Genomic DNA, 25,505 nt, shown 5'->3' with positions numbered 1-25,505 from the left:
GTTCTTGTGGAGCGGTGGGGAGAGCGGACGGGGGTAGAGGAACCGAATGTCGAAACTGCCGGGGTGGCTCGGACAACTGGGCGAGGAACTCACCAGACTGGGGGAGCGCCTGGAGGAACGGCGGGCCGCCGAGGAGGACATGCCCCCGTCCGGCGGACTGTCCGATCCCGTCCCGCCGCCCGCGAAGGACGCCGCCGCCGTCACCGGCACCGTGCCGGCGCCGCCCGCGTACGCCCCCGCCGTCACCGCCCGCCCGGATCCGGTCGCCGCCATTCCCTGGGGCATGCGCGTCGCGGCCGAGGCGGGCTGGCGGCTGCTGGTCCTCGCCGGCACGCTCTGGGTGCTGATGCGGGTCATCAGCGCGGTGCAACTGGTGGTGCTGGCCTTCGTCGCCGCGCTGCTCGTCACCGCGATGCTCCAGCCGACCGTCGCCCGGCTCAGACGCTACGGTCTGCCGCGCGGCCTGGCCACCGCCGTCACCGCGGTCCTGGGCTTCGTCATCATGGGCCTGGTCGGCTGGTTCGTGGTCTGGCAGGTCATGGACAACATCGACACCCTCTCGGACAAGGTGACGACGGGGATCGACGATCTGAAGAACTGGCTGCTGGACAGCCCGTTCCATGTGACCGACAAACAGATCAACAACATCGCCAAGAACCTGAGCGACACCATCGGCACCAACACCGAGGCGATCACCTCCGCCGGGCTCCAGGGCGTCACCGTCATGGTGGAGCTGCTCACCGGGATGCTCCTGGCGATGTTCTCCACGCTCTTCCTGTTGTACGACGGCAAGCGCATCTGGCACTGGGTGCTCAGGCTGGTGCCCGCCCAGGCCCGGCCGGGCGTCGCCGGGGCCGGACCGCGCGCCTGGCGGACCCTCACCGCCTATGTGCGGGGGACCGTCATAGTCGCGCTGATCGACGCGATCTTCATCGGGCTGGGGATCTACTTCCTCAATGTGCCGATGGCCGTGCCGCTGGCCGTGTTCATCTTCCTGTTCGCCTTCATCCCGCTCGTCGGGGCGGTGGTGTCCGGGGCGCTCGCGGTGGTCGTCGCGCTCGTCACCGAGGGCGTCTTCACGGCCCTGATGGTGCTCGTGGTGGTCCTCGCGGTGCAGCAGATCGAGGGCCACATCCTCCAGCCGTTCATCCTGGGACGCGCGGTGCGGGTGCACCCGCTGGCCGTGGTGCTCTCGGTCGCCGCCGGCGGCATGATCGCCGGCATCGGCGGCGCGGTCGTCGCCGTCCCGCTGGTCGCCGTCACCAACACCGTCGTCGGCTATCTGCGGGCGTACGGGCAGGAGGAGGCGCTGCGCAACTCGCCGCCGCCGCACGGCGCCACGGCCCTGGACACGGCCCCCACCCCGGCGCCCGGCTCACCGCCCGAGGACATCGACGACGGCAGCGACGAGGAGCCCGCGGCGCAACCGCCGAAGGCACGCTGACCGCAGACGCGGAAGGGCCCCGGCCGTCCCCCTGGAATCCAGGGGGACGGCCGGGGCCCTTCGCCGGTGTGCGGGTCCTACTCGGCGAGCACGCCCTCGGCGTCGAGGGTCACGCCCACCGCCTGGATCACCGCGGCGATCTTGACGGCCTCCTGGACGGTCTCGCGGTCCACGCCGGCCTTGCGGAGCACCTGCTCGTGCGAGTCCAGGCACTGGCCGCAGCCGTTGATCGCGGAGACGGCGAGCGACCACAGCTCGAAGTCGACCTTCTCCACGCCCGGCTTGCCGATCACGTTCATCCGCAGCCCGGCGCGGAGGTTGCCGTACTCCGGGTCCGACAGCAGGTGCCGGGTCCGGTAGAACACGTTGTTCATGGCCATGATGGCGGCGGCCGACTTCGCGGCGGTGTACGCCTCCGCGGAGAGGTTGGCCTTCGCCTCCGGCTCCAGCTCCTGGAGCACCTTCGGCGAGCGCGAGGCGATCGCGCAGGCCAGGACGGTGCCCCAGAGCTGCTGCTGCGGCAGTTCGCTGTTGCCGATGACGGAGCCCAGGTTGAGTTTCAGGTCCTTGGCGAAGTCCGGTATGGCGGACTTGAGTGCGTCGAGAGCCATGGTCGGATCAGCTCACTCGCCCGCGAGGAGCGCGACCGGGTCGAGGGTGTTCTCGCCCTTGGTCCAGTTGCACGGGCACAGCTCGTCGGTCTGCAGGGCGTCGAGGACCCGCAGGACCTCCTTGGGGTTACGGCCCACGGAACCGGCGGTCACCATCGTGAACTGGATCTCGTTGTTCGGGTCGACGATGAAGACGGCGCGCTGCGCGAAGCCGTCCGCGCCCTCGATGCCGAGGTCGCGCATCAGCTCGTGCTTGGAGTCGGCCATCATCGGGAAGGGCAGGTCGGTCAGGTCCGGGTGGTCCTTGCGCCAGGCGTGGTGCACGAACTCGGAGTCACCGGAGAAGCCGAGGATCTGCGCGTCACGGTCGGCGAACTCGTCGTTCAGCTTGCCGAACGCGGCGATCTCGGTGGGGCACACGAAGGTGAAGTCCTTCGGCCAGGCGAAGACGACCTTCCACTGACCCTCGTAGGTCTTGTGGTTGATCTGCTCGAATTCCTTGCCGCTCTCCAGCGAGACACAGGCGGTCAGGTCGAACTCGGGGAACTTGTCACCGACAGTGAGCACGCGCACTCCTTGCAGCGTAGGAAGACCCTTTTTGGGGGACTTCCTGAGGGTTGGACGGTCTCCACCTTGGCACAGAGTGCATTGATCGCGGAAATAGCTACACTCGGTCGTGATGATCGGAGGTGCCTATCAGTGGCCCAGTCCATACCGGGCAACCGGCCCAAACAACCCAGCCTCTCGCAGCTGCGCGCCTTCGCGGCCGTGGCGGAACATCTGCACTTCCGGGACGCGGCGGCATCGATCGGGATGAGTCAGCCCGCGCTCTCCGGCGCCGTCTCCGCACTGGAGGAGGCACTGGGTGTCCAGCTCATCGAGCGTACGACGCGCAAGGTGCTGCTCTCGCCGGCCGGCGAGCGGCTCGCGGTCCGGGCGCGGGCCGTGCTGGCCTGCGTCGGCGAGCTGATGGAGGAGGCCGAGGCGGTCCGGGCGCCCTTCACCGGGGTGCTCCGGCTCGGGGTCATCCCCACCGTCGCCCCGTATCTGCTCCCCACCGTGCTGCGCCTGGTCCACGAGCGCTACCCGGACCTCGACCTCCAGGTGCACGAGGAGCAGACCGCCTCGCTGCTGGAGGGACTGGCCGCCGGGCGGCTCGACCTGCTGCTGCTCGCCGTCCCGCTCGGCGCGCCGGGCGTCACCGAGATCCCGCTCTTCGACGAGGACTTCGTGCTGGTCATGGAGCGCGACCACTGGCTCGGCGGCCGGCAGGACATCCCGCGCGAGGCCCTGCGGGAGCTGCCGCTGCTGCTGCTCGACGAGGGGCACTGCCTGCGCGACCAGGCGCTCGACATCTGCCGCGAGGCCGGACGCACCGAGGGCACCCCGGTCACCACGACCGCCGCCGGGCTCTCCACGCTGGTGCAGCTGGTGGCCGGCGGACTCGGGGTGACCCTGCTGCCGCGCACCGCCGTGACCGTGGAGACCGGCCGCAACGAGGCGCTGGCCACCGCGTACTTCGCGGACCCGGCGCCCGCGCGGCGGGTGGCGCTGGGGATGCGGACCGGGACCGCCCGACACGAGGAGTTCGAGGAGTTCGCCGCGGCGCTCCGCGAGGCGATGACGGCCCTGCCGGTCCGCGTGGCGACGGCCGGCCGGAGCTGAAGCGAGGCTCCGGCCGGCCGTCGCGCCGGGACTACTCGCTGCGGAGCCCGTCGGGCCGCATCAGACGCCACAGCACCGGCAGCGACAACAGCGTGACCAGCAGGATCAGCGCCCCGCCCACCCCCGCCATCGGCAGGAACAGGAACCACTCGGTCACCTGCTTGTCCACCATCCAGCACAGCGTCGCGCCCAGCCCCAGACCGCCCGCCACGGCCACCACCAGCCCCACGGCCACCGGGATCGCGGTCTGCCACAGCACCGACCAGCCGAGCGTGGAGCGGCGGGTGCCGAAGGCGACCAGCACCGACAGCAGCCGCTTGCGCTCGCGCAACTGCTCCAGCTGGGAGACCAGCATGGACGCGGCGATCAGCAGCAGCGTCGCGGTCGCTCCGACCTGGAGGCCGTTCTGGATGCTGGCGTACTGCCGGTCGCGCTCCACCGAGTTGAGCGTGACCAGCCGCATCCCCGGGTCGAGCCGCGCGGCCGTGTTGCGGACGTACTCGGCGGCCTCCGGGACGCTCTCGTCCACCCGGATCTGCGCGATCGTCTGGGCCCCCGGCAGGGTCCGCGCGTCGATCGCCCCGGGCGTCACCAGGATGCCCGAGCGCTCCTCGCCGTGCGGATCGGTCCGGGCGGGGACGGTGCGGGTGTCGGCCGGCAGCGTCCAGTGCAGCGGCTTGCCCGAACCGTAGCTGTCGAACTCGATCACGCCACCCTTGCGGGCGGTCTGGTCGACCCAGCCGGCCTGCTCCTTGTCCTTGGGGTGGGAGACGAAGGTGTCGCCGTCCCGGCAGGAGGTGATCCGGGCCAGCTCGATCAGGGTCGCGCAGTCGCCGACGGTGAACGAGGTGGTCGGCTGGATGTCGTCGTCGGCGTACTTCCCCGGCTTCGTGGCGTACGCCTCGACCGTGCCGATCACCTTGGTGACGCCCTTGGTGGCCCGGAACTCCTTGATGGAGCGCAGTGCGGCGTCGCCGCGGACGATCTCGGAGGCGGCATAGAACTGGGCGCGGGACGGGTCCTGCCCGGTGATCCTGTTGAAGTCGTCGTTCATCGCGGCGAACAGCATCTGGAGGGCCACCGCGCCGGCCACCGCGACGGTGACGCCGCTGACCGCGCGGGAGGCCGCGCCGCCGCTCAGCTGGAGCCGGCGGGTGGCCAGCTGCCAGGGCACCGGGCCGCCGCGCAGCCGTCCGGTCAGGGCGTCGACCAGCCACGGCAGCAGCAGAGCCAGCCCGACCAGGACCAGCACCGCTCCCCCGGCGACCGGGTACGGATTGACCGGGCCGTACTCCTCGACCTTGCCGTTGACGACGAAGACCGCGATTCCGGCGACCGGCAGCAGCAGGCGCCACCAGAGCCTGCGCCTGCGGTCGCGGCCGTTGCGCACGACGCCGAGCGGTTCGATGACCACCGAGCGCATCGCCGTCAGGGTGACGAGCACCGCGGTGAGCGGGACCGCGACCGCGATCAGCAGCGCGAGCCGGGCGTCGGGGGAGAGGTCGGAGGGGAAGACGCTGGCGTCCCAGACCTCGACGCGGTCGACGTACTCACGGCCCACCGCGAACAGCGCCACCCCGATCAGCAGGCCGAGCGCCGAGCCGAACAGCGCCTCGCCCGCGGCGATCCGGCGCGTCGAGCGGATGTCCGTCCCCACCAGGCGCAGCGCGGCGAGCCGGCGGTCGCGGCGGTCGCCGCCGAAGCGCACGGCGGTGGCGATGAAGATGGCCACGGGGGCCAGCAGCACCACGCAGACCATGATGCTCAGCACGATGAGGATCGGCGGCATCGGATCGGTCGGGCCGGCGTTGCCGTATCCGGAGATCCGGTGGCCGCCCGACGCCCCGGTCAGGGTGTCGCTGCCGGCGTAGAACCACAGTTCGCCCGGTGAGCGCAGGCCCGCCTGGGAGATCGTGCCGGTCACCTCGTACGGCAGCCGCTCCCTCAGCAGCTCGTTGCCGGGGTCCTTCAGGAGCGTGCCGAGGGCGGGGGAGACCACCATCGTGCCGGGGGCGGGGAAGGCCCGGACGCCCGGCGGGACGACCGGGTGGCCGCCGTCGGCGCGCATCAGGAAGCCGGTGATCGAGCGGTCGTGGTACTCCGTGCTGGCCTCGATCCGCAGGACCGAGGTGTCCGACTTCTTCGCCCCGGCGTCCGGGGACTCCGAGATCTTCGTCTCGGAGCGGGCCTGGTCGCGGGCGGAGCGCTCGTCCAGCATGTGCGGTACGGAGGCGGCGGTGAGCAGCAGGGCCACGCCCAGGCCCACACCGAGCCCGGTGAGCAGGGTCCGTATCCAGCCCTCGCGTCCGCCGCCGGCGGCGAAGCGGATGCCGAGCCAGAGATCGCGCAGCGGTACGGGCACGCGGGTGGGGCGGTCCGGGGCCGGCGGAGCCGTCCGGGGCCGGTCGAGCAGGGTCATCCGGCGTGCTCCAGATCGAGGGCGCGGCCGTCGCGGACGGTGATGTCACGGTCCGAGTAGGCGGCGACGCGGGCCTCGTGGGTCACCAGGACCACGGCCACGTTGGCGGAGCGGGCGGCGTCGGTGAGCAGCTGCATCACGCGCTCGCCGTTGAGGGAGTCCAGGGCGCCGGTCGGCTCGTCCGCGAAGATCACCTTCGGGGAGGCGGCCAGCGCGCGGGCCACCGCGACCCGCTGGCCCTGGCCTCCGGAGACCTCGCCGGGGCGCTTGTCGCCGACGGTGTCGACCTCCAGGCGCTCCATCCACTCCAGGGCGGTGCGCTCGGCGGCCTTGCGGCGGGTGCCGTTCAGCCGCAGCGGCAGGGCGACGTTCTCCACGCAGGTCAGCTCGGGGACGAGCTGGCCGAACTGGAACACGAAGCCGAAGTCGCTGCGGCGCAGCGCGCTGCGCTCGGCGTCGGAGAGCGCGGACAGCTCGCGGCCGGCGTAGGTGATGGTGCCGGAGTCCGGGGTGATGATCCCGGCCAGGCAGTGCAGCAGGGTGGACTTGCCGGAGCCGGAGGGGCCCATCACGGCGACGACCTCACCGGGGTGGACGGAGAACGAGGCCCCGTCGAGGGCGGGGGTCGAGCCGTAGGTCTTGCGCAGATCGCGGGCGCTGAGCAGGGAGCCGTCGGGTATCACGGGGCCACCACCTTCTGGAGCTGGCCGAGCCGGGCCGCGGTCAGTTCCAGCCAGCGCAGATCGGCCTCCAGATGGAACAGCGCGTGGTCGCAGATCAGCTGATCGGCCAGATCGCCCTTGCGCTTGCGGTCGGTGAGGACGCGCATCAGGCGCAGGTGCTCGGAGCGCTGGGCGTCCAGCACGTCGGCGGCGCTGCGGCCGGTGAGCATGGCCAGGACGACCTTGGTGTACAGGGTCGACTGGAGGTACGGCTCCGGCTTCTCGGGCTGCGCGAGCCAGGTGGCGACATCGGTGATCCCGGCGTCGGTGATGGCGTAGCGCTTGCGTTCCGGGCCGCCGTCGGTCTCCACGCCGTCGACCTCGACGAGGCCGTTCTTCAGGAGCCGGGACATCGTCGAGTAGACCTGCCCGTAGTGCAGCGGGCGGTCGTGCCCGAACTTCTCGTCGAAGGTCCGCTTGAGGTCGTAACCGTGGCGGGGCCCGGACTCAAGCAGCCCGAGCAGGGTGTGGCCGATAGACATGGGGAGGACTGTACACGGTGTGTATACCTGCCATGTATACCGGTGGGCGGGGGCCGGACCGCCCCGGGCCGGGCCGCCCGGCACACCCCGCGCCCGGTCAGTCCCGGCCGGGGGCCTCCCGGTCCGGGGGCGCGGGGGCCCGCGCCTCCCGGTCCGTGGGCTCCGGCTCCGGACGCTTCGGAGGGCGGCCCCGGCGCGCGATCGGCGCCGCGCCGCCGGGCAGCCGGCCGGCTTCGGCGAGCGCCCGCCGCAGCAGGAACTCGATCTGCGCGTTGGCGCTGCGCAGTTCGTCCGAGGCCCAGCGGGCCAGCGCGTCGTGCACCGCCGGGTCCAGCCGCAGCAGCATCTGCTTGCGCCGCTGCGGCCCGGACGGCGGCGCGGGGCGCCGCGGGGGCTGGTCGGTCACTGGTAGAGCGTGCCCGTGTTGAGGACCGGCTGCGCCGCCCGGTCACCGCACAGCACCACCATGAGGTTGCTCACCATGGCCGCCTTGCGCTCGGAGTCCAGCTCGACGATGTCCTGCTCGGCGATCCGGGTGAGCGCCATCTCGACCATGCCGACCGCGCCCTCGACGATCTGCTGACGGGCCGCCACGACCGCTCCCGCCTGCTGGCGCTGGAGCATCGCGGAGGCGATCTCGGGGGCGTACGCGAGGTGGCTGAAGCGGGACTCGATGATCCGGACCCCGGCGGCCTGGACCCGGGCGGTGAGCTCGGCGGCCAGCTTCTCGGTGATCTCCTCGGCGTTGCCCCGGAGCGAGAGGCCGCCCTCCTCGTGGGCGTCGTACGGGTACTCCAGGGCGATGTGGCGGACGGCGGACTCGGTCTGGGTGGCGACGAACTCCAGGAAGTCGTCGACCTCGAAGAGCGCCTGGGCGGTGTCCTCGACCTTCCAGACGACGATCGCGGCCAGCTCGATCGGGTTGCCGTACGCGTCGTTCACCTTGAGGACCGCGGTCTCGTGGTTGCGGACCCGGGTGGAGATCTTCCGGCTGGAGGTCAGCGGGTTGACCCAGCGCAGGCCGTCCGCGCGGATCGTGCCCACGTACCGGCCGAAGAGCTGGATGACCCGGGCCTCGCCCGGTGCGACCATCTTCACACCGCCCATGCAGAAGAACGAGGCGAGCGCGAGCAGGATGCCGAGCACGCACACCGGGATGCCCACGGCGTTGTTCCCGTTCGATCCGACGACCCCGCCGACGATCGCGAGGAGGACGCCGACGATCACGCCGATCACCGTCAGCAGCAGCCCGAGGCCACCGGGGATGCTGTGCGCCGGAACCTCGCGGACCTGCGGTTCCGGCATCTCGGGCGCGTCCGGCGCGAGGTCGGTGCCGGGGCCGTCGGGTGTGGCGGGGTTGGTCGGGTCGGTCATGGAATCCCCCGTTTCGGGTGGCTAGCTGTCCGCTAGCAATGTGATTACACATTAACGGTTCTCGCAACCCTGCGCACCTCTCGTGAGTCGGTTCCCCTGAGGGCGGGTGCTGATTGTCACGTCCGGAAAATGCGGGATCGCTCGTATTTTCACCGTCCCGACGGTGTTAGCTGGCAGGTCCGAGCTGATCCGGAGAGCAGAGAAGCGGGAGCAACACAGCGATGGGTCGAGCGGATGCGCGACGAGCCCAGCGGCGCGGTGCGCGGCGGGCCGTGAAGAGCGGCGGCATACGCGGACTCTTCACCTGGAAGAAGATGCTGGGGACGGTCTTCGCCCTCTGCCTCATGGGCATGGGCGCCTTCGCCGTGCTCTACATGCTCGTGGACGTGCCCGAGGGCAACGCCCAGGCCAAGCTCCAGAGCAACATCTACAAGTACTCCGACGGCACCCTGCTGGCCAGGACGGGCGAGGTGAACCGGGAGATCGTCGACCTCGCGCAGGTGCCCAAGGAGGTCCAGATGACCTTCGTCGCCGCCGAGAACAAGTCCTTCTACCAGGACAAGGGCGTCGACTTCAAAGGCACCGCGCGCGGCCTGCTGAACACCCTCTCCGGCAAGGGCAAGCAGGGTGGTTCGACCATCACCCAGCAGTACGTCAAGAACTACTACCTGGACCAGGAACAGACGGTCACCCGCAAGCTCAAGGAACTGGTCATCTCCCTCAAGGTCGACCAGAAGAAGGGCAAGAAGGAGATCCTGGCCGGGTACATCAACACCAGCTACTACGGCCGGGGCGCCTACGGCATCCAGGCCGCGGCGCAGGCGTACTACAACAAGGACGCCAAGGACCTGAACGTCGCCGAGGGCGCGTACCTCGCCGCCCTGCTCCAGGCCCCCAGCCAGTACGACTGGGCCGTCGCCGGTCCGCGCGGCAAGGCGCTCGTCAAGGAGCGCTGGAACTACGTCCTGGACAACATGGTGGAGGAGGAGTGGCTGGACGCGAGCGCCCGCAAGGGCCTCACGTTCCCCGTTCCGAAGAACCCGAAGCCCAGCAACGGCATCTCCGGCCAGAAGGGCTACATCGTCGAGGCCGCCCGTGACGCCGTGCTCAAGGAGACCGGTCTCACCCGCGACCAGTTCGACCTCGGCGGCTGGACCGTCACCGTCAACATCGACAAGAAGAAGCAGGCGCAGCTGGAGAAGTCCGTCCGGACCCAGCTGAACGACAACCTCGACACCAAGAAGCGCAAGCTCGACCAGGACATCCAGGCCGGCGCCGTCTCCGTGGACCGCAAGACCGGCGCGGTGGTCGCCCTGTACGGCGGGCGCGGCCAGAACGAGCACTGGGTGTCGAACGCCGAGCGCAAGGATTACCAGCCCGCCTCCACGTTCAAGCCCGTCATCCTGGCCGCCGCGCTCGACCAGGAGTCGGAGACCCAGGACGGGGAGCCGATCACCGCGAGCACCCGCTACGACGGCACCAGCAAGCGGCCCGTCGAGGGCAGCGACCAGTACTTCGCCCCGGAGAACGAGGACGACCAGGACTACGGCCCGGTCACCGTCCAGACCGCGATGAACAAGTCCATCAACTCCGTCTTCGCGCAGATGGGCGTCGACGTCGGCATGGACAAGGTGCTGGAGACCGCCGGCAAGCTCGGCATGGACGTGGAGAAGCTGGAAGCGGTGCCCGCGCAGACGCTCGGCTCCATGGGCGCCAGCCCGATGGCCATGGCCGGGGTCTACGCCACGCTCGACAACCACGGCAAGAAGGTCACCCCGCAGATCGTGAAGTCGGCCGTGCACCACGGCGACGACCCGGTGAAGATGCCCGCCGCCGTGGGCGACCAGGTGATCAGCCGGGAGGCCGCGGACTCCGTGACCTCCGTGCTCACCGGTGTGGTCGACGACGGTACGGCCCAGCGCTCGGTGCGCGGCGCCGAGGGCCTGTCCGACCAGGACATCGCCGGCAAGACCGGAACCTCGGACGACAACAAGTCCGCCTGGTTCACCGGCTACACCCCGGACCTGGTCACCTCGGTCGGCCTCTTCGGCGAGGCCGCCTACGCGCGGACCGACGACGACGGCAAGAAGATCCAGAAGGGCGCCCAGGTGACCCTGAAGGGCGCGGGCGGCGGCGGTCGCGTCAACGGCGGCGGCTTCCCGGCGAAGATCTGGGCGGACTACACCGCCAAGGCGATGGGCGAGCCCAGCGAGTTCGACCTCGACACCGACATGGGCGCCGCGGTCTCCCCGGAACCGGACACCAGCTCGCCGTCCGCCTCCGCCTCGCCCTCGGACGACGCCTCCCCGTCCGGCAGCCCGTCGCACACCCCGCCGGCCTCCACCCCGCCCACCCGGAGCCAGTCGCCCGCCCCCACCCCGCCGGCCAGCCCCACCGGTGAGGCGACGAGCGAGCCGCCCACCCAGCCGTCGACCGAACCGGGGCCCTCGGACTCCCCCGAACCCCCGCTGAAACCGGGCGACGACCGCCCGGAGAACGGCGACGCGGTGGTCCGCTGACCGCGCGGACCGCACCGGGAACGCCGACGGGCGGGGTACGAGGCCACTCCTCGTACCCCGCCCGTCCGGCTGTCCGCTCCGGGCCTGCCGGTCAGCCGCCGACCCTCTTCGCGACCCGGTCGCCGAGGTCCCGGTCCACATTGCGCCAGTACTGGAAGGCCCGCTCCAGGACCGGCCGGCTCACCCCGTCCAGCAGATGGCCGGAAATGTTGGACACCAGCCGCTCGCGCGCCGCGTCGTCGAGGACCTCGCGCACCAGCGTGCCCGCCTGGCCCCAGTCGTCGTCGTCCCGGCGCGGCGTGTACGCCTGGTGCACCATCTCGCCCGCCGAGGCCCAGCCCGCCGGCTCGCCGAAGCGCGCGGTGTCGGCCGCCGGGCCGCCGTACGAGTTCGGCGCGTAGACCGCGCCCGTGCGGGACGGCTCGTACCGCATCGGGCCGTCCTTGGCGTACGAGTTCACCCCGGAACGCGGGCGGTTCGGCGGGAGCTGCGCGTAGTTCGGGCCGATCCGGTAGCGGTGGGTGTCCGGGTAGGAGAAGAGCCGGCCCAGCAGCATCTTGTCGGGGGACGGCCCGATGCCGGGCACCAGGTTCGACGGCTCGAAGGACGCCTGCTCGATGTGGACGAAGAAGTCCTCGGGGTTCTCGTTCAGCGTCATCCGGCCGACCTCGATCAGCGGGTAGTCGCCGTGCGGCCACACCTTCGTCAGATCGAAGGGGTTGAACCGGTAGTCCGGGGCGTCGTCGAACGGCATCACCTGGACGGAGAGCGTCCAGCTCGGGTGGTCGCCCCGCTTGATGGCCTCGAACAGGTCCCGGCGGTGCACGTCCCCGTCGGTCCCGGCCATCGCGTCGGCCTCGTCCTGGGTGTAGAACGCGATGCCCTGGTCCGTCTTGAAGTGGTACTTCACCCAGAACCGCTCGCCGCCCGCGTTCACCCAGAGATAGGTGTGCGAGCTGAAGCCGTCCATGTGGCGGTACGTCTTCGGGATGCCCCGGTCGCCCATCAGCCAGGTCACCTGGTGGGCGCTCTCCGGGGACAGCGTCCAGAAGTCCCACTGCATGTCGTGGTCGCGCACCCCGTTGTCGGGGCGGCGCTTCTGCGAGCGGATGAAGTCCTGGAACTTCATCGGGTCGCGGACGAAGAAGACCGGCGTGTTGTTGCCGACCATGTCGTAGTTGCCGTGCTCGGTGTAGAACTTCAGCGCGAAGCCGCGCGGGTCGCGCCAGGTGTCGGGGGAGCCCTGCTCCCCGGCGACCGTGGAGAAGCGGGCGAGCATCGCGGTCCGCCTGCCCGGCTGGAAGAGGTCGGCCTTGGTGAACTGGCTGACGTCGTTGGTCACCTGGAAGACGCCGTACGCCCCGGATCCCTTGGCGTGCACGACCCGCTCGGGGACCCGCTCCCGGTTGAACTGGGCCATCTTCTCGATCAGGTAGTGGTCCTGGAGCAGGATCGGCCCGTCGGGGCCGACGGTGAGCGAGTGCTCGTCGCTCTCCACCGGAATGCCTGCGTTGTTCGTGGTGTAGGCGGTGGTCTGGGTCCTGGGTTCCTCGGTCACCGGGCGCCTCCCGTCGGTGGGGTTTCGGTCAGGCCGCGTGGCACACACGACTGAAGTCAACTCCGGGACGGGAGGGTCGGCAACATTTCGGTCACCCGGGGTGACAGCGAGCGGGTGAGGTGGTCACTGCCCCCGGGTGGGCATCTCGAACCAGACGACCTTGCCGGTCGACAGCCGGGTCGCGCCCCACCGCCGGGCCAGCCGGTTGACCAGGAACAGGCCCCGCCCGCCCTCGTCCATGTCCCGGGCGCGCCGCTGCCGGGGCAGCTGCGGGGCGTCGTCGCCGACCTCGCAGCGCAGCATGTCGGTCCGCAGCAGCCGCAGCGTCACCGGCCGTTCCGCGTACCGCACGGCATTGGTCACCACCTCGCTGACCAGCAGCTCCACCGAGTCCGCGAGATCGTCCAGCCCCCAGCGGCTCAGCGCTCTGCGGGCCAGCCGGCGGGCCCGGCCCGGGGCGGAGTCCTCCGGGTCCAGATGCCAGTACGCCACGTCGCTGGGCGCGATCCCGTCGAAGCGGGCCGCGAGCAGCGCGATGTCGTCGTCCCGGTCGCCCGGTCCGAGCATGTCCAGGACGTCGTCGCAGAGGGCCTCCAGCGGCGGCGAGTGGTCCGGGCCGGTCAGCCGGGCCGTGGCGGCCAGCCGCTCGCGCAGCTGCTCGATGCCGGTCCACACGTCCCGCAGCCGGGACTCCACCAGTCCGTCGGTGTACAGCAGCAGGGTGGCGCCCGCGGGCGCGTCCAGCTCCACGGCCTCGAAGTCCACCCCGCCGACCCCGATCGGGGCCCCGGGCGGCACCTTCAGCACCTCGGCCCGGCCCCCGAGGTGGAGCAGGACGGGCGGCGGGTGGCCGGCGTTGGCGATGGTGATCCGGTGCGCGACGGGGTCGTACACCGCGTACAGGCAGGTCGCCATGCGGTCGCTGCCGAGCCGCTGGGCCTGTTCGTCCAGGTGGTGCAGGACCTCCTGCGGCGGCAGATCGAGTCCGGCCAGGGTCTGCGCGGTGGTGCGCAGCTGGCCCATGATCGCGGCGGAGGTCATGGAGTGGCCCATCACATCGCCGACGACGAGGGCGACCCGGCTGCCGGGCAGCGGGATCGCGTCGTACCAGTCGCCGCCGACCCGGGCCGTCTCGGCGGCCGGGAGGTAGCGCGAGGCGAGGCGGACACCGGTGGGCTGGGGGAGGGAGTCGGGGAGCATGGTGCGCTGGAGCTCGTCGGCGATGTAGGCCTCGCGGCCGTACAGCACGGCCTTGTCGATGCCGAGCGCGGTGTGCGTGGCCAGCTGGGCGGCGACCAGCAGGTCGTTGGCCTCGAAGGACGGGCGCTCGGTGCCGCGCAGGAAGACGGCCGCGCCGATCACCCGGCGCCGCCCGCGCAGCGGCGCCAGGATGGCCCGGTGCCCGGAGGGCACGACCCGGTCTGCGCCCAGCAGTTCGGGCAGCGCCACCCGGGCCGCCGCGGAGTCCCCGAAGACCGGCCGCACCCCGCGCAGCACCTCGGCCAGCGCACCGCCGGCCAGCACCTCGCACAGCTCGGCGGCGGGGGTGGGATCGGTCTGCGGGTCGACGACGGGCCGCAGCCGCTCGGTCTCCGACAGGCTCTCGGTGTCCTCGTCGCTCAGCCGAAGCCGGTCGGAGCGGCGCAGCCGCAGCACGAACGGGCTGACGGGGCGCTCGTCGCCGACCGGGAGCGGATCGCGCAGATAGACGAGTATGGCGTCGGAGAACGTCGGCACACTGGCCCGGCACAGTCCCAGCACGATCTCGTCCAGGTCGATGCCGCGGGCGATCCGCCGGGTCGCGGCCCCCACGAAGCGCAGCCGGTCGCCCTCGCGGCGGGCCACGGCCTGCGGATCGGGGACCGGTCCGGCCGGAGCCGGATTCGGGCCCTTGGCCGGGGCCGGGATCGCCGCGGTGGCAGGGGCGGGCGCGGCCCCGGCATCACGCTGCCGGGGCCGGGTGCGTTCCTGCGACCGGGCAGCGAGGGGCTGTCGGCCTTCGTGGGAGGTGGGCTGCTCCGTCACGCGTGGGGTTCCGTCCGTCCGGGCCGGTTGTATGAGGCAGTGGCCGTGGCCCTGACCCCGTGAGGCGCTACTGTGCCCCGGCGGGAGGGGCCGTCACAACGGCCGCGTTCCCGTACCCCGGGGCAGGGGGCCGAAACCGTTCGCCGGCCGGGAGGGCCGATGACAACGTTTCCGGTGCCGGGTCGGCGGACAGCGAGCACGTCTCCACCCCCTCGTCGTGGCTTCTGCGGTGTCGGGCAACTCGTGCGACTCATACGGCTGATGCGGTTCATGAAGCGGGCGATGTCTGCGACAACTCGGTGACTCGCGGTCAGGCCGTGGTCCGCGCCCGTGGGTTGGGGCGGAGCCCGGCTCCGGCCGACGATCCTACGTTTGCCCCCGCGGGGTGCATCAAGGGTCTCATGTCGGCATGGCGGAAGGGGTGCGGTCCCCGTCATCCGGGAGCCGGTCCCAGTCGGCCGGCAGCTCGGGCACCCGCCAGCGCGGATCGGGCCGCCAGTCCTCCCAGCCGTCGCGGAACGGCGTCCCCCAGGCGTTGATCACCCCGACCGCCGCCCGGCCCGCCGCCCGCACCCGCCGGGCCTGGTCCGGGGACATCAGCCCGGCCCGCTGGGCCTGGGCGAACTCGTCCTCGTCGCGCCAGAGCCAGCTGCGGTCCGGGTAGACCGAGATGTCGAGGAAGTGGTCCTCGGAGTCGATCCCGCCCCGCCAGCGGGTGCGCGGCTCCTCCAGGTTCACGTACCAGCTGCGGAACTGCCAGGAGCGCTCCCAGAAGAGCCAGACGGACCAGGGCTCGCCCGGCCGGGCCAGCTTGAGCACCCCGTTGCCCAGCCAGGGGGTGCGGGCGGTGGTGCGCGGGGCGGTGTACCGGGTGGCGAGCGGTTCGGCGTGCACGTCGGTGCCGTCGGCCAGCACCGGCTTCACGCACTCGGTGCCGGGCGCCACCCAGACGGCGAGCAGGTCGTCGGTGTCCTGGACGACGGTGACCGGGCGGCAGATGTGCACGGGACAGGGCGCCGGGTCCAGGTCCGGGCCGCGCCGCCGCGGGCCGTTGCCGCGGTAGCGCCACAGGATCTGATCACCCGGGGCCCAGTGCTGACTCTCTCCGGTACCTGTCATGGAGAAATCCTAATGAGACCGCCGCCCCCGTCGCAGCGACGCACGTCACGGGCGGGTCATGCGCAACACGTCCAGCGCCTCGTCGAGCTGTTCCACGGTGAGGTCGCCGCGTTCGACGTAGCCCGCGTCGAGCACCACCTCGCGGATGGTGCGGCGCTCGGCCAGCGACCGCTTGGCGACCTTGGCGGCCTCCTCGTAGCCGATGTACCTGTTCAGCGGGGTGACGACGGAGGGGGAGGACTCGGCGTACTCCCGGGCCCGCTCGGTGTGGGCGGTGATCCCGTCGACCGTGCGGTCCGCGAGCAGCCGGGAGGCGTTGGCCAGCAGCCGGACGGACTCCAGCAGGTTCTTCGCCATGACCGGGAGCATCACGTTCAGCTCGAAGTTGCCGGCGGCCCCGGCTGCGGCCACCGTGGCGTCGTTCCCCGTCACCTGCGCGGCGACCATCAGCACCGCCTCGGGGACGACCGGATTCACCTTGCCCGGCATGATCGAGGAGCCCGGCTGGAGGTCGGGGAGGCCGATCTCGGCGAGGCCGGTGCGCGGGCCCGAGGCCATCCAGCGCAGATCGTTGCAGATCTTGGTCAGCGAGCCCGCGATCGTGCGGAGCTGGCCGGAGGTCTCGACCAGGCCGTCCCGGGCGCCCTGCGCCTCGAAGTGGTCGCGGGCCTCGGTGAGCGGCAGCCCCGTCACCCGCGCGACCTCGGCGATCACGGCGGCGGAGAAGCCGGGCGGGGTGTTGATGCCGGTGCCCACGGCGGTGCCGCCCAGCGGCAGCTCGGCGAGGCGGGGCAGCGAGGCGCGCAGCCGTTCCACGCCGTAGCGGATCTGGGCGGCGTACCCGCCGAACTCCTGGCCGAGCGTGACGGGCGTGGCGTCCATCAGATGGGTGCGCCCGGACTTCACGACGTCGGCGAACTCGGCGGCCTTGCGCTCCAGGGCGGCCGCCAGGTGCTCCAGGGCCGGGATCAGATCGCCGGTCACGGCGGCGGTGGCGGCGATGTGGATGGAGGAGGGGAAGACGTCGTTGGAGGACTGCGAGGCGTTGACGTGGTCGTTGGGGTGGACCTCGCGGCCGAGGCGTTCGGCGGCGAGAGTGGCCAGCACCTCGTTGGTGTTCATGTTCGAGGAGGTACCCGAGCCGGTCTGGAAGACGTCGACCGGGAACTGCGCGTCCCAGCGGCCCTCGGCGACCTCGCCGGCCGCCTCCTGGATCGCCCGCGCGATGTCCGGGTCGAGGACCCCCAGCTCGGCGTTGACCTTCGCCGCGGCGGCCTTGACGCGGGCCAGGGCCTCGATGTGGGCCCGTTCCAGGCGCTGCCCGGAGAGCGGGAAGTTCTCCACGGCGCGCTGCGTCTGGGCCCGCCACTTCGCGTCGGCGGGCACCCTGACCTCGCCCATCGAGTCGTGTTCGACGCGGTAGCCCTCGCCCGTTCCGTGATCCGTCATCGTTCTCTCTCCTCGAAGTCACCCAAAAAGATGAGCACTTGTCTTGTTCCATGTATTCCCATGTCGCCTACCGACCAGTAAATACCGGGGGTAACCACAACCCGGGGAGGCGCAATGAGGCGCACCAGGCACAGATTCCGCCGTACCGTCGCGGCCGCCGCGGCCATGGCGGCCGCACTCGGCGGCATGACCGTCGCCGCCGGACCGGCGGGAGCGGCCCAGCCCGCGTCCAGCACTACCGCATCCACCGCACTGCCGCCCGAACTGGAGGCCATCCGCGCCGCCGAGGCCACCCGGCTGTACGGCGACCCGGCCGAGCGGCCCCTCGCCCAGCGCAAGACCGGACTCATCTCGCTCGGCGACAGCGAGATCTCCGGCGAGGGCGTCGGCACGTACGAGGCGGGCACCAACGGCCCCGACAACTGGTGCCACCGCTCGCCCGACGCCGCCATCCACCGCACCGGCATCCCGGCCGACGTCACGTACAACGTCTCCTGCTCCGGCGCGTACACCGGCAACATCGTCGTCGGCGGCTCGAAGCAGTACGCCGACGAACTGGTGCAGAGCGACAACCTCGCCATCAAGGCGCGCAACACCCGCATCAAGATGATCGTGCTGGTCGCGGGCGCCAACGACGACCTCCAGTTCGGCCCGGTCATGACGGACTGCGTCACGCGCTGGGTCCTCTCGCAGGGCACCTGCGAGCCCAAGTACGCCGCCGGCTGGCAGGCCCGCGTCGACGGGCTCGTCCCCAAGGTCGAGAAGACCGTCCGCGATCTGCGCGCCGTCATGACCGGCGCCGGCTACGCGGACAACGACTACAAGCTCGTCGTCATGGGCTACCCGAGCCCCATCGGCCCGGACTTCTACGACAACCCGAACTTCCCCGGCAAGCTTCCCGGCGGCTGCGCCGGATACGACTCCGACGCCGCCTGGGGCCGCAACGTCGCCGTCCCCGCCTTCGAACGGGGCATGCGCCGGGCCGCCGCCGACACCGGAGCGGTCTACCTCGACAACTCCCGGCTCTTCCACGGCCACGAGGTCTGCAGCGAGTCCACCTGGGCCCGCGGTCTGTACATCGACCTCTCGCACTTCCCGCCGGACTCCAACTCCGTCCGGCAGTCCTTCCACCCCAACGCCGCCGGCCACGGCGCCTTCGCCTCCTGCCTCACCCAGATCTACAACGCGGGGGTGCGCGAGGCGAGCTGCGCCGACCCCGCGTCCACCGGAAAGCCGGTGCTCCAGCCGCTGGCCTGGGACGACGTCTTCACGCCGGTGCGCGGCGAGGCGACCGGCAGCTGCCTGGACGCCCCCGCCTCGGTCACCCGCAACAACACCGGGGTCACCGGCTGGGAGTGCCACGGCGGACGCAACCAGGGCTGGTGGTACGACTCCGGCACCCGGACCCTGCGCACCGAGCTGAGCCACGACCGCTGCCTGGACGTCCCGGGCGCCGACTACAAGGCGGGCGCCGCGCTGATCCTCTACAACTGCTCGGGCGCGGCCAACCAGCAGTTCGTCCGGCAGTCCGGCACCCTGCGCCCGGCCGCCGCGACCGGGCTGTGCGCGACCCTGGCGGGCGCCCACGACCCGCTGCGGCTCCAGCCCTGCGACGGAGGCGCCCAGCAGCGCTTCGCGTAGCCGCACGCCCTCGCACGACGGTGCGGGGAGGGGGCGCCGCCCCTCCCCGCACCGCTCAGCCGCCGGTCACGAAGGCGCCGAGGACCGCCGCCAGACGGGCCGGGTCCTCCGCCCCGCACAGCTCGCGCGCCGAGTGCATCGAGAGCCCCGGAACGCCCACGTCCACGGTCGGCACCCCCAGCCGGGCCGCCGTGAGCGGGCCGATCGAGGTGCCGCACGGCATCGCGTTGTTGGAGACGAACGGCTGCCAGGGCGTGCCCGCCCGCTCGCACGCCGAGGCGAACACCGCGATCCCGGAGGAGTCGGTGGCGTACCGCTGGTTGACGTTGACCTTCACCGCCGGACCGCCGTTGGGCAGCGGGCGGTGGTCGGGGTCGTGGCGCTCCGCGTAGTTCGGGTGCACGGCGTGCGCCATGTCGGCCGAGACGCAGAACGCCCCCGACAGGGCCCGCTCCCAGTCCTCGCCGCTGCCGCCCTTGGCCGTCACGGAACGGCTCAGCACCCGCTCCAGCAGCGGGCTCTGCGCCCCGGTGTCCGAACCGCTGCCCACCTCCTCGTGGTCGAACGCCGCCAGCACCGGCACGTACGCGGGCTCCGCCCCCGAGGCGGCCGCCGCCGTCAGCGCGCTCACCCCGGCGTGCACCGAGACCAGGTTGTCGAGCCGCGAGGAGACCAGGAACTCCCGCTCCGCGCCCAGATATCCGGGCGGCTGCACGTCATGGAGCATCAGGTCCCAGCCCAGCACCTCGTCGGGCTCCGCCTCCGCCGCCTCCGCGACCCGGCGCAGCAGCGCCCCCTCCTCGGCCCGGCCCAGCGACCAGACCGGGGAGATGTGCCGCTGCCGGTCCAGGGCCAGGCCCTCGTTGACCGTGCGGTCCAGATGGATCGCCAGCTGCGGTACGCGCAGCAGCGGTTCGTCGATCTGGACCAGCCGGGACTCGGTGACGCCGCCGGGGCCGCGCAGCGCGAGCCGGCCCGAGACGCCGAGATCGCGGTCGAGCCAGGTGTTGAGCGGGACCCCGCCGTAGATCTCCACGGCGATCTGCCGCCAGCCGGCCGACGCGGTGTCGGGGCTGGGCTTGACGCGCAGGTTCGGCGAGTCGGTGTGGGTGCCGATGATCCGGAACGGGGTGTGGGCGGGCGTCCCGGCCGGGGCGTACCAGGCGATCAGGGCGCCGCCGCGGACGGTGAAGCAGCCCCCGGTGACGCCCGTCCAGTCGTCCGTGCCGCGCAGCTCGCGGAAGCCGGCCTTCTCCAGCCGCTGGGCGGCGCTCGCCACCGCGTGGTACGGGGACGGGCTGGCGCTGATGAAGGAGAGCAGGTCGTCGGCGTGGCTGCGAGGGGGAACCGGCGTCATGCGGTGTCCGCCTTTCCGGAGTGGGAGGGTGCGGGCGCGGGGGATCGGCCGCGGAGCGAGAGGGGACGGTTCGGGCAGGGTCATGGGAACGGGGGCGGCCCCGGCAACCTCGGACAACTCACCGCACCGGCCGTCCGTCCCGCAAGCGGTGGGGCCGGGGCGCTGCGGAAAAGAGGCGGTGGCCTCCGGGCGGGGACCGGGGCCCTGTCCGCCGGGGCGGGGGAGACGGAGGGGACCGGTGGGGCGGCACGGCCCCGGCGCGCCCGCGCGCGGCCCCGCTCACCGCCCGCCCGCTGCCCGCCGGGCACCCGGCCACGGGGCGCTCCGCCCACCGCGACGGGGCGTGCGCCACGGGGGTGTACGACACGAGATTGGCTGGAATTCGTCGGTGGGGCGGGAGCCACGGGGGCGCGTGGGCGCCGCACCGGTTCACCGGAGGGCCAGGTCCGCCGCACCGGTTCGTCGGGGTACCGGGGTCCGCCGCACCGGTTCGTCGGGGTACCGGGGTCCGCCGCACCGGTTCACCGGAGGGCCAGGTCCGCCGCACCGGTTCATCGGGGTGCCGGGGCCCGCCGCACCGGTTCGTCGGAGGGCCGGGTCCGCCGCACCGGTTCACGGCGCCGGCTCGGCCTCGCGCGCCCTCGACACCCGGATCAGGAACACCACCGCCACCAGCAGGGCCACCCCGTGCGACCACCCCACGACCGCCAGCGGGCTGAAGCGGTCCAGGGCCGCCGCCACGAGGATCATCCCGGCCCCGAAGCCCAGGTTCTCCACCGTCGCCGAGAGCCCGAAGGCATGCGCCCGGGGCCCGGCCGGCAGGGTCTGGAGATGCGAGGTGTACGCGACCTCGGTGAGCCCGTCGGCGGCCCCGGCGACCAGGGCGATCACCACCGTGGCCACCGGCGGGAACCCCGCGAACGCCAGGATGAAGGAGCCCGACATCAGACAGGTGCCGTAACCGAAGGCCGGCGCCCCCGGCGAGCGGCCGGTCCGCCTCCCGTAGCGCTGGATGGCCTGCTGGGCCGCGATGTTGCCCAGCGCCCACAGACACCAGAAGGCGCTGACGAACACGGCGGGGCGCGCGGCGTCGAGCGTGCTGGAGTAGACCGGCAGCGCCGCGTTGTGCGACGAGGAGCCGAGCGCGTCCACCCCGCGCAGCGCCACCATCAGCGCCATCCCGGGCACGGCGGACAGCGCGGCGAACGCGACGGGCGTCCGCCGCCGGGCCGACGGGGCCTGTGCCGCGGGCCGTTCCGGCTCTCCCCGCCCGCCGCCCGCGATCGGCAGCAGCGCCACCGTCACCGCGCAGACCGCGAACGTCGCCATGTCCACCACGAACGCGGCGGTGTACCCGACGAGCGAGACGACCACGCCCGCCGAGGCGAAACCGGCCACCATCGCCATCGAACGCCCGGTGATCGACAGCGAGTTCGCCCAGGACCGCCGCTCCTCGCCGACCATCTCCGGAACGGAACTGCGCAGCGCCACCATGAACAGCGTCCCGCACGCCCCGACCACCACGGAGACGGAGACCAGCGCGGCCGTCCGCAGGCCGTCCGGCGCGCAGATCAGCAGCAGCATCACCGCCGCCTGCGCGATATTCGTCCAGAGCATGAGGCTTTTCGCCGTGAAACGCGCCAGCAGCGCGCCCGCCGTCAGCCCGGCGGCGAATCCCGAACCGAGCCGGACCGCCATGAACAGCCCCATCGCGAACGCGCGCCCCGTCGTCTCGTAGACGAACAGATTGAGCGCCACCATATTCAGGAACGTGCCGTACGAAGAGACGGCGTAGCCCGCCACCAGCACGCGGAAACGCCGTTCACCGCGCGCGGTGAACGGTGTTCCCACGGGGCGGCCGGGGGCGGCGGACCCGGTCCCGGACGTCATCCCGGCGGCGCCGTACTCAGCCCAGGCCCGGGCCGCGCACCGGAATGCTGGTGAACGTGGGTGCCGGGGCGGGCTCGGTGAAGAAGTCGTTGCCCTTGTCGTCGACGACGACGAACGCCGGGAAGTCCTCCACCTCGATCCTCCAGACCGCCTCCATGCCGAGCTCCTCGTACTCGACGACCTCGACCTTCTTGATGCAGTCCTGCGCGAGCCGGGCCGCCGGGCCGCCGATCGAGCCGAGGTAGAAACCGCCGTGCTCGCCGCACGCGTCGGTGACCTGCTTCGAGCGATTGCCCTTCGCCAGCATCACCTTGGAGCCGCCCGCCGCCTGGAACTGCGCGACATAGCTGTCCATCCGGCCGGCCGTCGTCGGGCCGAAGGAGCCGGAGGCGTACCCCTCGGGCGTCTTCGCCGGACCCGCGTAGTACACCGGGTGGTCCTTCAGATACTGCGGCATCTCCTCGCCCGCGTCGAGGCGTTCCTTGATCTTGGCGTGCGCGATGTCGCGCGCCACGACCAGCGGACCGGTCAGCGACAGCCGGGTCTTGACCGGGTACTTGGTCAGCTCGGCGAGGATCTCGTCCATCGGCCGGTTGAGGTCGATCCTCACCACGTCGCCCGACGCGTCGAGGTGCTCGTCGGTGGTGTCCGGCAGGAAGCGCGCCGGGTCCTTCTCCAGCTGCTCCAGGAAGACGCCCTCGGCGGTGATCTTCGCGGTGGCCTGGCGGTCCGCCGAGCAGGACACGGCGATCGCGACGGGCAGCGAGGCGCCGTGCCGGGGCAGGCGGACCACGCGGACGTCGTGGCAGAAGTACTTCCCGCCGAACTGCGCCCCGATCCCGATCTTCTGCGTCAGCTCGAAGACCTTCTCCTCCAGCTCCTTGTCACGGAAGCCGTGACCGGTGGGGGAGCCCTCGGTGGGCAGCTCGTCCAGATAGTGCGCGGAGGCGTACTTCGCGGTCTTCAGCGCGAACTCGGCGGACGTGCCGCCGACGACGATCGCCAGGTGGTACGGCGGGCAGGCCGCGGTGCCCAGCGAACGGATCTTCTCCTCCAGGAACGTCATCATGGACGCCTCGTTGAGGACCGCCTTGGTCTCCTGGAAGAGGAACGACTTGTTGGCCGAGCCGCCGCCCTTGGCCATGAAGAGGAACTTGTACGCGCCGCCGTCGGTCGCGTACAGCTCGATCTGGGCCGGCAGGTTGGAACCGGTGTTCTTCTCGTCCCACATGGTCAGCGGGGCCATCTGCGAGTAGCGCAGATTGAGCTTGGTGTACGCGTCGAAGATGCCGTGCGACAGGGCCTCCTCGTCACCGCCCTCGGTCAGCACGTTCTGCCCGCGCTTGCCCATCACGATCGCGGTGCCGGTGTCCTGGCACATCGGCAGCACGCCCGCGGCGGCGATGTTCGCGTTCTTCAGCAGGTCGAGCGCGACGAACTTGTCGTTCGACGAGGCCTCCGGGTCGTCCACGATCCGCCGCAGCTGCGCCAGGTGGGCAGGGCGCAGGTAGTGCGAGATGTCGTGCATGGCCTCGGCGGCCAGGGTGCGCAGCGCCTCCGGCTCGACCTTGAGGAACGTACGGCCGTCGGCCTCGAAGGTGGACACACCCTCGGCGGTGACCAGGCGGTACGGGGTGGTGTCCTCGCCCACGGGGAGCAGATCGGAGTACGCAAACTCTGGCATTACGGCCATTCCTCACTCGGCAGACAGCGGCTGGCCACCCTTGGACAGCGCATCCACCAGGGTAGGACCCCGCGCGCGTGCCGGGCTTGTGAGGTAGGGCTCACCGTTCCCGTCGCCCCGTCCCGTCGTCCCGCCGTCCCGTCAGGTCCCGTTCCGTCCCGTCTCCGGACACGCGAGGGCGCCACCCGCCCCTAGTCGCGATCTATCGCGTTTGGGTACGCTGGGTCGGTGGACCTCGAAAAGCACCCCCAGCAGCCGGCCGCACCGGCGGAACCCGAAGGCATCCGTGCCTCCGACGCGGACCGCGACCGGATCGCGGACATCCTGCGGGAGGCGATGGCCGAGGGCCGGCTGACCGCCGACGAGCACGCCGAGCGGGTCGACTCCGTCTACCGCGCGAAGACCCTCGGGGAGCTCGAACCGCTCGTGCGGGACCTTCCGACGCCGGGCGGCGTCCCCCGGGCCGCCGCCCCTGCCGCCGGCGTCCCGGACGGGCCGGCGGGCCCGGCCGACAACCTGGTGGCGATCTTCAGCAGCTCCACCCGCAAGGGGCGCTGGCGCGTCGGCGCGCGGACGAACGCGTTCGCGCTGTTCGGCAGCGTCGAAATCGACCTGACCGAGGCCCTGTTCGGCCAGCGGCTCACCGTGATCAACGCGACCTCCGTCTTCGGCAGCGTGGACATCAGGGTTCCGGAGAACATCTCGCTGCGCGGCAGCGGTACGGGCATCTTCGGGAATTTCGAAGTCGTCACCCTGGAATCGGCCGAGCCCGAGGCCCCCGTGGTCGTCGTCAACGGATATTCGGTGTTCGGCAGCGTCGAGGCAAAGCCCAAGCGCGGCAAGTTCATCGCGGATCTCCAGGACCGGGTGCGCAAACACCTGGACAAGCACCTCGACAGGCATCTCGACAAGAACATCGGCAAACACCTCGGCCACTGACGCCGATTCGGCGCGGATTCGGCACCGAATCGGGGCTCACGCATTTCTGCGGCGTGCGAACGGAGTGCCACGCAGTGCATAGGCGTGCGCACAGCGGGTAGGGAGTGCTGCATCGTCTCTCGCTCGCGAAGCCGTCGTCAGGAGTAGACCGTGCTGTCACTGCCGCATCAGTCGCAGGTCGCCGCCGTGCCTCCGCAGCGGACCCCCGTCCGGGAGGATCAGGCCGGTCCCTGGCACTCGGAGGCGGTGTGCCGCCGGGACGAGGCCGGGCTGTTCTTCGCCCCGTCCAAGGAGCCGACCGCCGCCCGGCTGTCGCGGGAGGAGTCCGCCAAGCGGGTCTGCGCACGCTGCCCGGTGATGACCGAATGCCGGGAGCACGCACTGGTGCAGCCGGAGCCGTACGGGGTCTGGGGCGGTCTCACCGCGGCCGAACGGCGGGTCGCGCTGGCCCGCCGCCGGCGGCGCGAGGTGGAGCTCAAGGCGTCCGGGCCGGCCGGCCGCGTCGCGGCGGCGGGCTGAGGCACCTTCGCGTACCGCCCCGGGGCCCGGAAACGGCCCGGGGCCCGGAAACGGCCCGGGGCCCGGAAACGGCCCGGGGCCCGGAAAC

General features: G+C 71.9%; 20 protein-coding genes. 6 read left to right on the top strand and 14 right to left on the bottom strand.

Annotation, left to right across the window (positions count from 1 at the left end):
• Positions 1 to 46 precede the first annotated feature (46 nt).
• A complete protein-coding gene (locus ACWCXC_RS36005; RefSeq protein WP_450685869.1) occupies positions 47 to 1,444 on the top strand; it encodes an AI-2E family transporter in 1,398 nt (465 codons plus the stop codon).
• A gap of 77 nt (positions 1,445 to 1,521) precedes the next feature.
• Here ACWCXC_RS36005 and ACWCXC_RS36000 read toward each other — a convergent pair whose 3' ends face one another.
• Together ACWCXC_RS36000 and ACWCXC_RS35995 are read right to left on the bottom strand one after the other, a co-directional pair.
• The gene (locus ACWCXC_RS36000; protein ID WP_450683621.1) at positions 1,522 to 2,055 is read right to left on the bottom strand and encodes an alkyl hydroperoxide reductase; all 534 of its coding nucleotides are present in this window, start codon (positions 2,053 to 2,055) and stop codon (positions 1,522 to 1,524) included.
• A 12-nt stretch (positions 2,056 to 2,067) separates the two neighbouring features.
• On the bottom strand, positions 2,068 to 2,622 hold the full coding sequence (locus ACWCXC_RS35995; protein ID WP_450683620.1) for a peroxiredoxin: 555 nt from the start codon (positions 2,620 to 2,622) through the stop codon (positions 2,068 to 2,070).
• Positions 2,623 to 2,754: 132 nt separating this feature from the next.
• On the opposite strand from ACWCXC_RS35995, the gene ACWCXC_RS35990 reads away from it, so the two are divergent.
• Positions 2,755 to 3,720 (top strand): hydrogen peroxide-inducible genes activator, encoded by a 966-nt coding sequence (locus tag ACWCXC_RS35990; RefSeq protein ID WP_450683619.1) that lies wholly within the window; start codon positions 2,755 to 2,757, stop codon positions 3,718 to 3,720.
• A gap of 31 nt (positions 3,721 to 3,751) precedes the next feature.
• On the opposite strand, the gene ACWCXC_RS35985 is transcribed toward ACWCXC_RS35990, so the two are convergent.
• The 5 genes from ACWCXC_RS35985 to ACWCXC_RS35965 all read right to left on the bottom strand — a co-directional run bounded on the left by ACWCXC_RS35985 (position 3,752) and on the right by ACWCXC_RS35965 (position 8,717).
• Positions 3,752 to 6,139: an FtsX-like permease family protein gene (locus ACWCXC_RS35985; protein ID WP_450683618.1), complete on the bottom strand. Its 2,388-nt coding sequence runs from the start codon at positions 6,137 to 6,139 to the stop codon at positions 3,752 to 3,754.
• Positions 6,136 to 6,822, bottom strand: a complete 687-nt coding sequence (locus ACWCXC_RS35980; RefSeq protein ID WP_450683617.1) for an ABC transporter ATP-binding protein — start codon at positions 6,820 to 6,822, stop codon at positions 6,136 to 6,138. The genes ACWCXC_RS35985 and ACWCXC_RS35980 overlap by 4 nt, the downstream gene beginning before the upstream one ends.
• Entirely contained in the window at positions 6,819 to 7,343 is a 525-nt protein-coding gene (locus ACWCXC_RS35975; RefSeq protein WP_450683616.1) for a PadR family transcriptional regulator, read from the bottom strand. The genes ACWCXC_RS35980 and ACWCXC_RS35975 overlap by 4 nt, the downstream gene beginning before the upstream one ends.
• 97 nt (positions 7,344 to 7,440) lie before the next feature.
• Positions 7,441 to 7,749: a hypothetical protein gene (locus ACWCXC_RS35970; protein ID WP_450683615.1), complete on the bottom strand. Its 309-nt coding sequence runs from the start codon at positions 7,747 to 7,749 to the stop codon at positions 7,441 to 7,443.
• Positions 7,746 to 8,717: an SPFH domain-containing protein gene (locus tag ACWCXC_RS35965; RefSeq protein WP_450683614.1), complete on the bottom strand. Its 972-nt coding sequence runs from the start codon at positions 8,715 to 8,717 to the stop codon at positions 7,746 to 7,748. The genes ACWCXC_RS35970 and ACWCXC_RS35965 overlap by 4 nt, the downstream gene beginning before the upstream one ends.
• Positions 8,718 to 8,938: 221 nt before the next feature.
• On the opposite strand from ACWCXC_RS35965, the gene ACWCXC_RS35960 reads away from it, so the two are divergent.
• Entirely contained in the window at positions 8,939 to 11,236 is a 2,298-nt protein-coding gene (locus tag ACWCXC_RS35960; protein ID WP_450891688.1) for a transglycosylase domain-containing protein, read from the top strand.
• 91 nt (positions 11,237 to 11,327) lie between these two features.
• Here the strand turns inward: ACWCXC_RS35960 and ACWCXC_RS35955 are convergent, their stop codons facing one another.
• The 4 genes from ACWCXC_RS35955 to ACWCXC_RS35940 form a co-directional block, all read right to left on the bottom strand.
• Entirely contained in the window at positions 11,328 to 12,794 is a 1,467-nt protein-coding gene (locus tag ACWCXC_RS35955) for a catalase (RefSeq protein ID WP_450683612.1), read from the bottom strand.
• A 123-nt stretch (positions 12,795 to 12,917) separates the two neighbouring features.
• The gene (locus tag ACWCXC_RS35950; RefSeq protein ID WP_450683611.1) at positions 12,918 to 14,819 is read right to left on the bottom strand and encodes a SpoIIE family protein phosphatase; all 1,902 of its coding nucleotides are present in this window, start codon (positions 14,817 to 14,819) and stop codon (positions 12,918 to 12,920) included.
• A 399-nt stretch (positions 14,820 to 15,218) separates the two neighbouring features.
• A complete protein-coding gene (fomD, locus tag ACWCXC_RS35945) occupies positions 15,219 to 15,938 on the bottom strand; it encodes a cytidylyl-2-hydroxypropylphosphonate hydrolase (RefSeq protein ID WP_450683610.1) in 720 nt (239 codons plus the stop codon).
• 45 nt (positions 15,939 to 15,983) lie between these two features.
• Positions 15,984 to 17,387: a class II fumarate hydratase gene (locus ACWCXC_RS35940; protein WP_450683609.1), complete on the bottom strand. Its 1,404-nt coding sequence runs from the start codon at positions 17,385 to 17,387 to the stop codon at positions 15,984 to 15,986.
• 114 nt (positions 17,388 to 17,501) lie between these two features.
• Here ACWCXC_RS35940 and ACWCXC_RS35935 point away from each other — a divergent pair, with 114 nt between their 5' ends.
• Positions 17,502 to 19,028, top strand: coding sequence for a ricin-type beta-trefoil lectin domain protein (locus ACWCXC_RS35935; protein WP_450683608.1), 1,527 nt, complete (start codon positions 17,502 to 17,504; stop codon positions 19,026 to 19,028).
• Positions 19,029 to 19,083: 55 nt separating this feature from the next.
• On the opposite strand, the gene ACWCXC_RS35930 is transcribed toward ACWCXC_RS35935, so the two are convergent.
• The 3 genes from ACWCXC_RS35930 to ACWCXC_RS35920 all read right to left on the bottom strand — a co-directional run bounded on the left by ACWCXC_RS35930 (position 19,084) and on the right by ACWCXC_RS35920 (position 23,959).
• Entirely contained in the window at positions 19,084 to 20,385 is a 1,302-nt protein-coding gene (locus ACWCXC_RS35930; protein ID WP_450683607.1) for a M18 family aminopeptidase, read from the bottom strand.
• 612 nt (positions 20,386 to 20,997) lie between these two features.
• Positions 20,998 to 22,146 carry an MFS transporter gene (locus tag ACWCXC_RS35925; protein WP_450891687.1) on the bottom strand — a complete coding sequence of 383 codons (1,149 nt, stop codon included), beginning with the start codon at positions 22,144 to 22,146 and terminating at the stop codon, positions 20,998 to 21,000.
• 145 nt (positions 22,147 to 22,291) lie between these two features.
• Positions 22,292 to 23,959: a fumarate hydratase gene (locus ACWCXC_RS35920; RefSeq protein ID WP_450683606.1), complete on the bottom strand. Its 1,668-nt coding sequence runs from the start codon at positions 23,957 to 23,959 to the stop codon at positions 22,292 to 22,294.
• Positions 23,960 to 24,187: 228 nt separating this feature from the next.
• On the opposite strand from ACWCXC_RS35920, the gene ACWCXC_RS35915 reads away from it, so the two are divergent.
• Positions 24,188 to 24,898 carry a DUF1707 SHOCT-like domain-containing protein gene (locus tag ACWCXC_RS35915; RefSeq protein WP_450683605.1) on the top strand — a complete coding sequence of 237 codons (711 nt, stop codon included), beginning with the start codon at positions 24,188 to 24,190 and terminating at the stop codon, positions 24,896 to 24,898.
• 150 nt (positions 24,899 to 25,048) lie between these two features.
• Positions 25,049 to 25,417 (top strand): WhiB family transcriptional regulator, encoded by a 369-nt coding sequence (locus ACWCXC_RS35910; RefSeq protein ID WP_450683604.1) that lies wholly within the window; start codon positions 25,049 to 25,051, stop codon positions 25,415 to 25,417.
• The last annotated feature ends 88 nt before the right edge of the window (positions 25,418 to 25,505 follow it).

This window comes from Streptomyces sp. NPDC001515 (assembly GCF_053597115.1).
The sequence above is the reverse complement of the archived record's forward strand: the minus strand, read 5'-3'. Positions and strand labels throughout refer to the sequence as shown.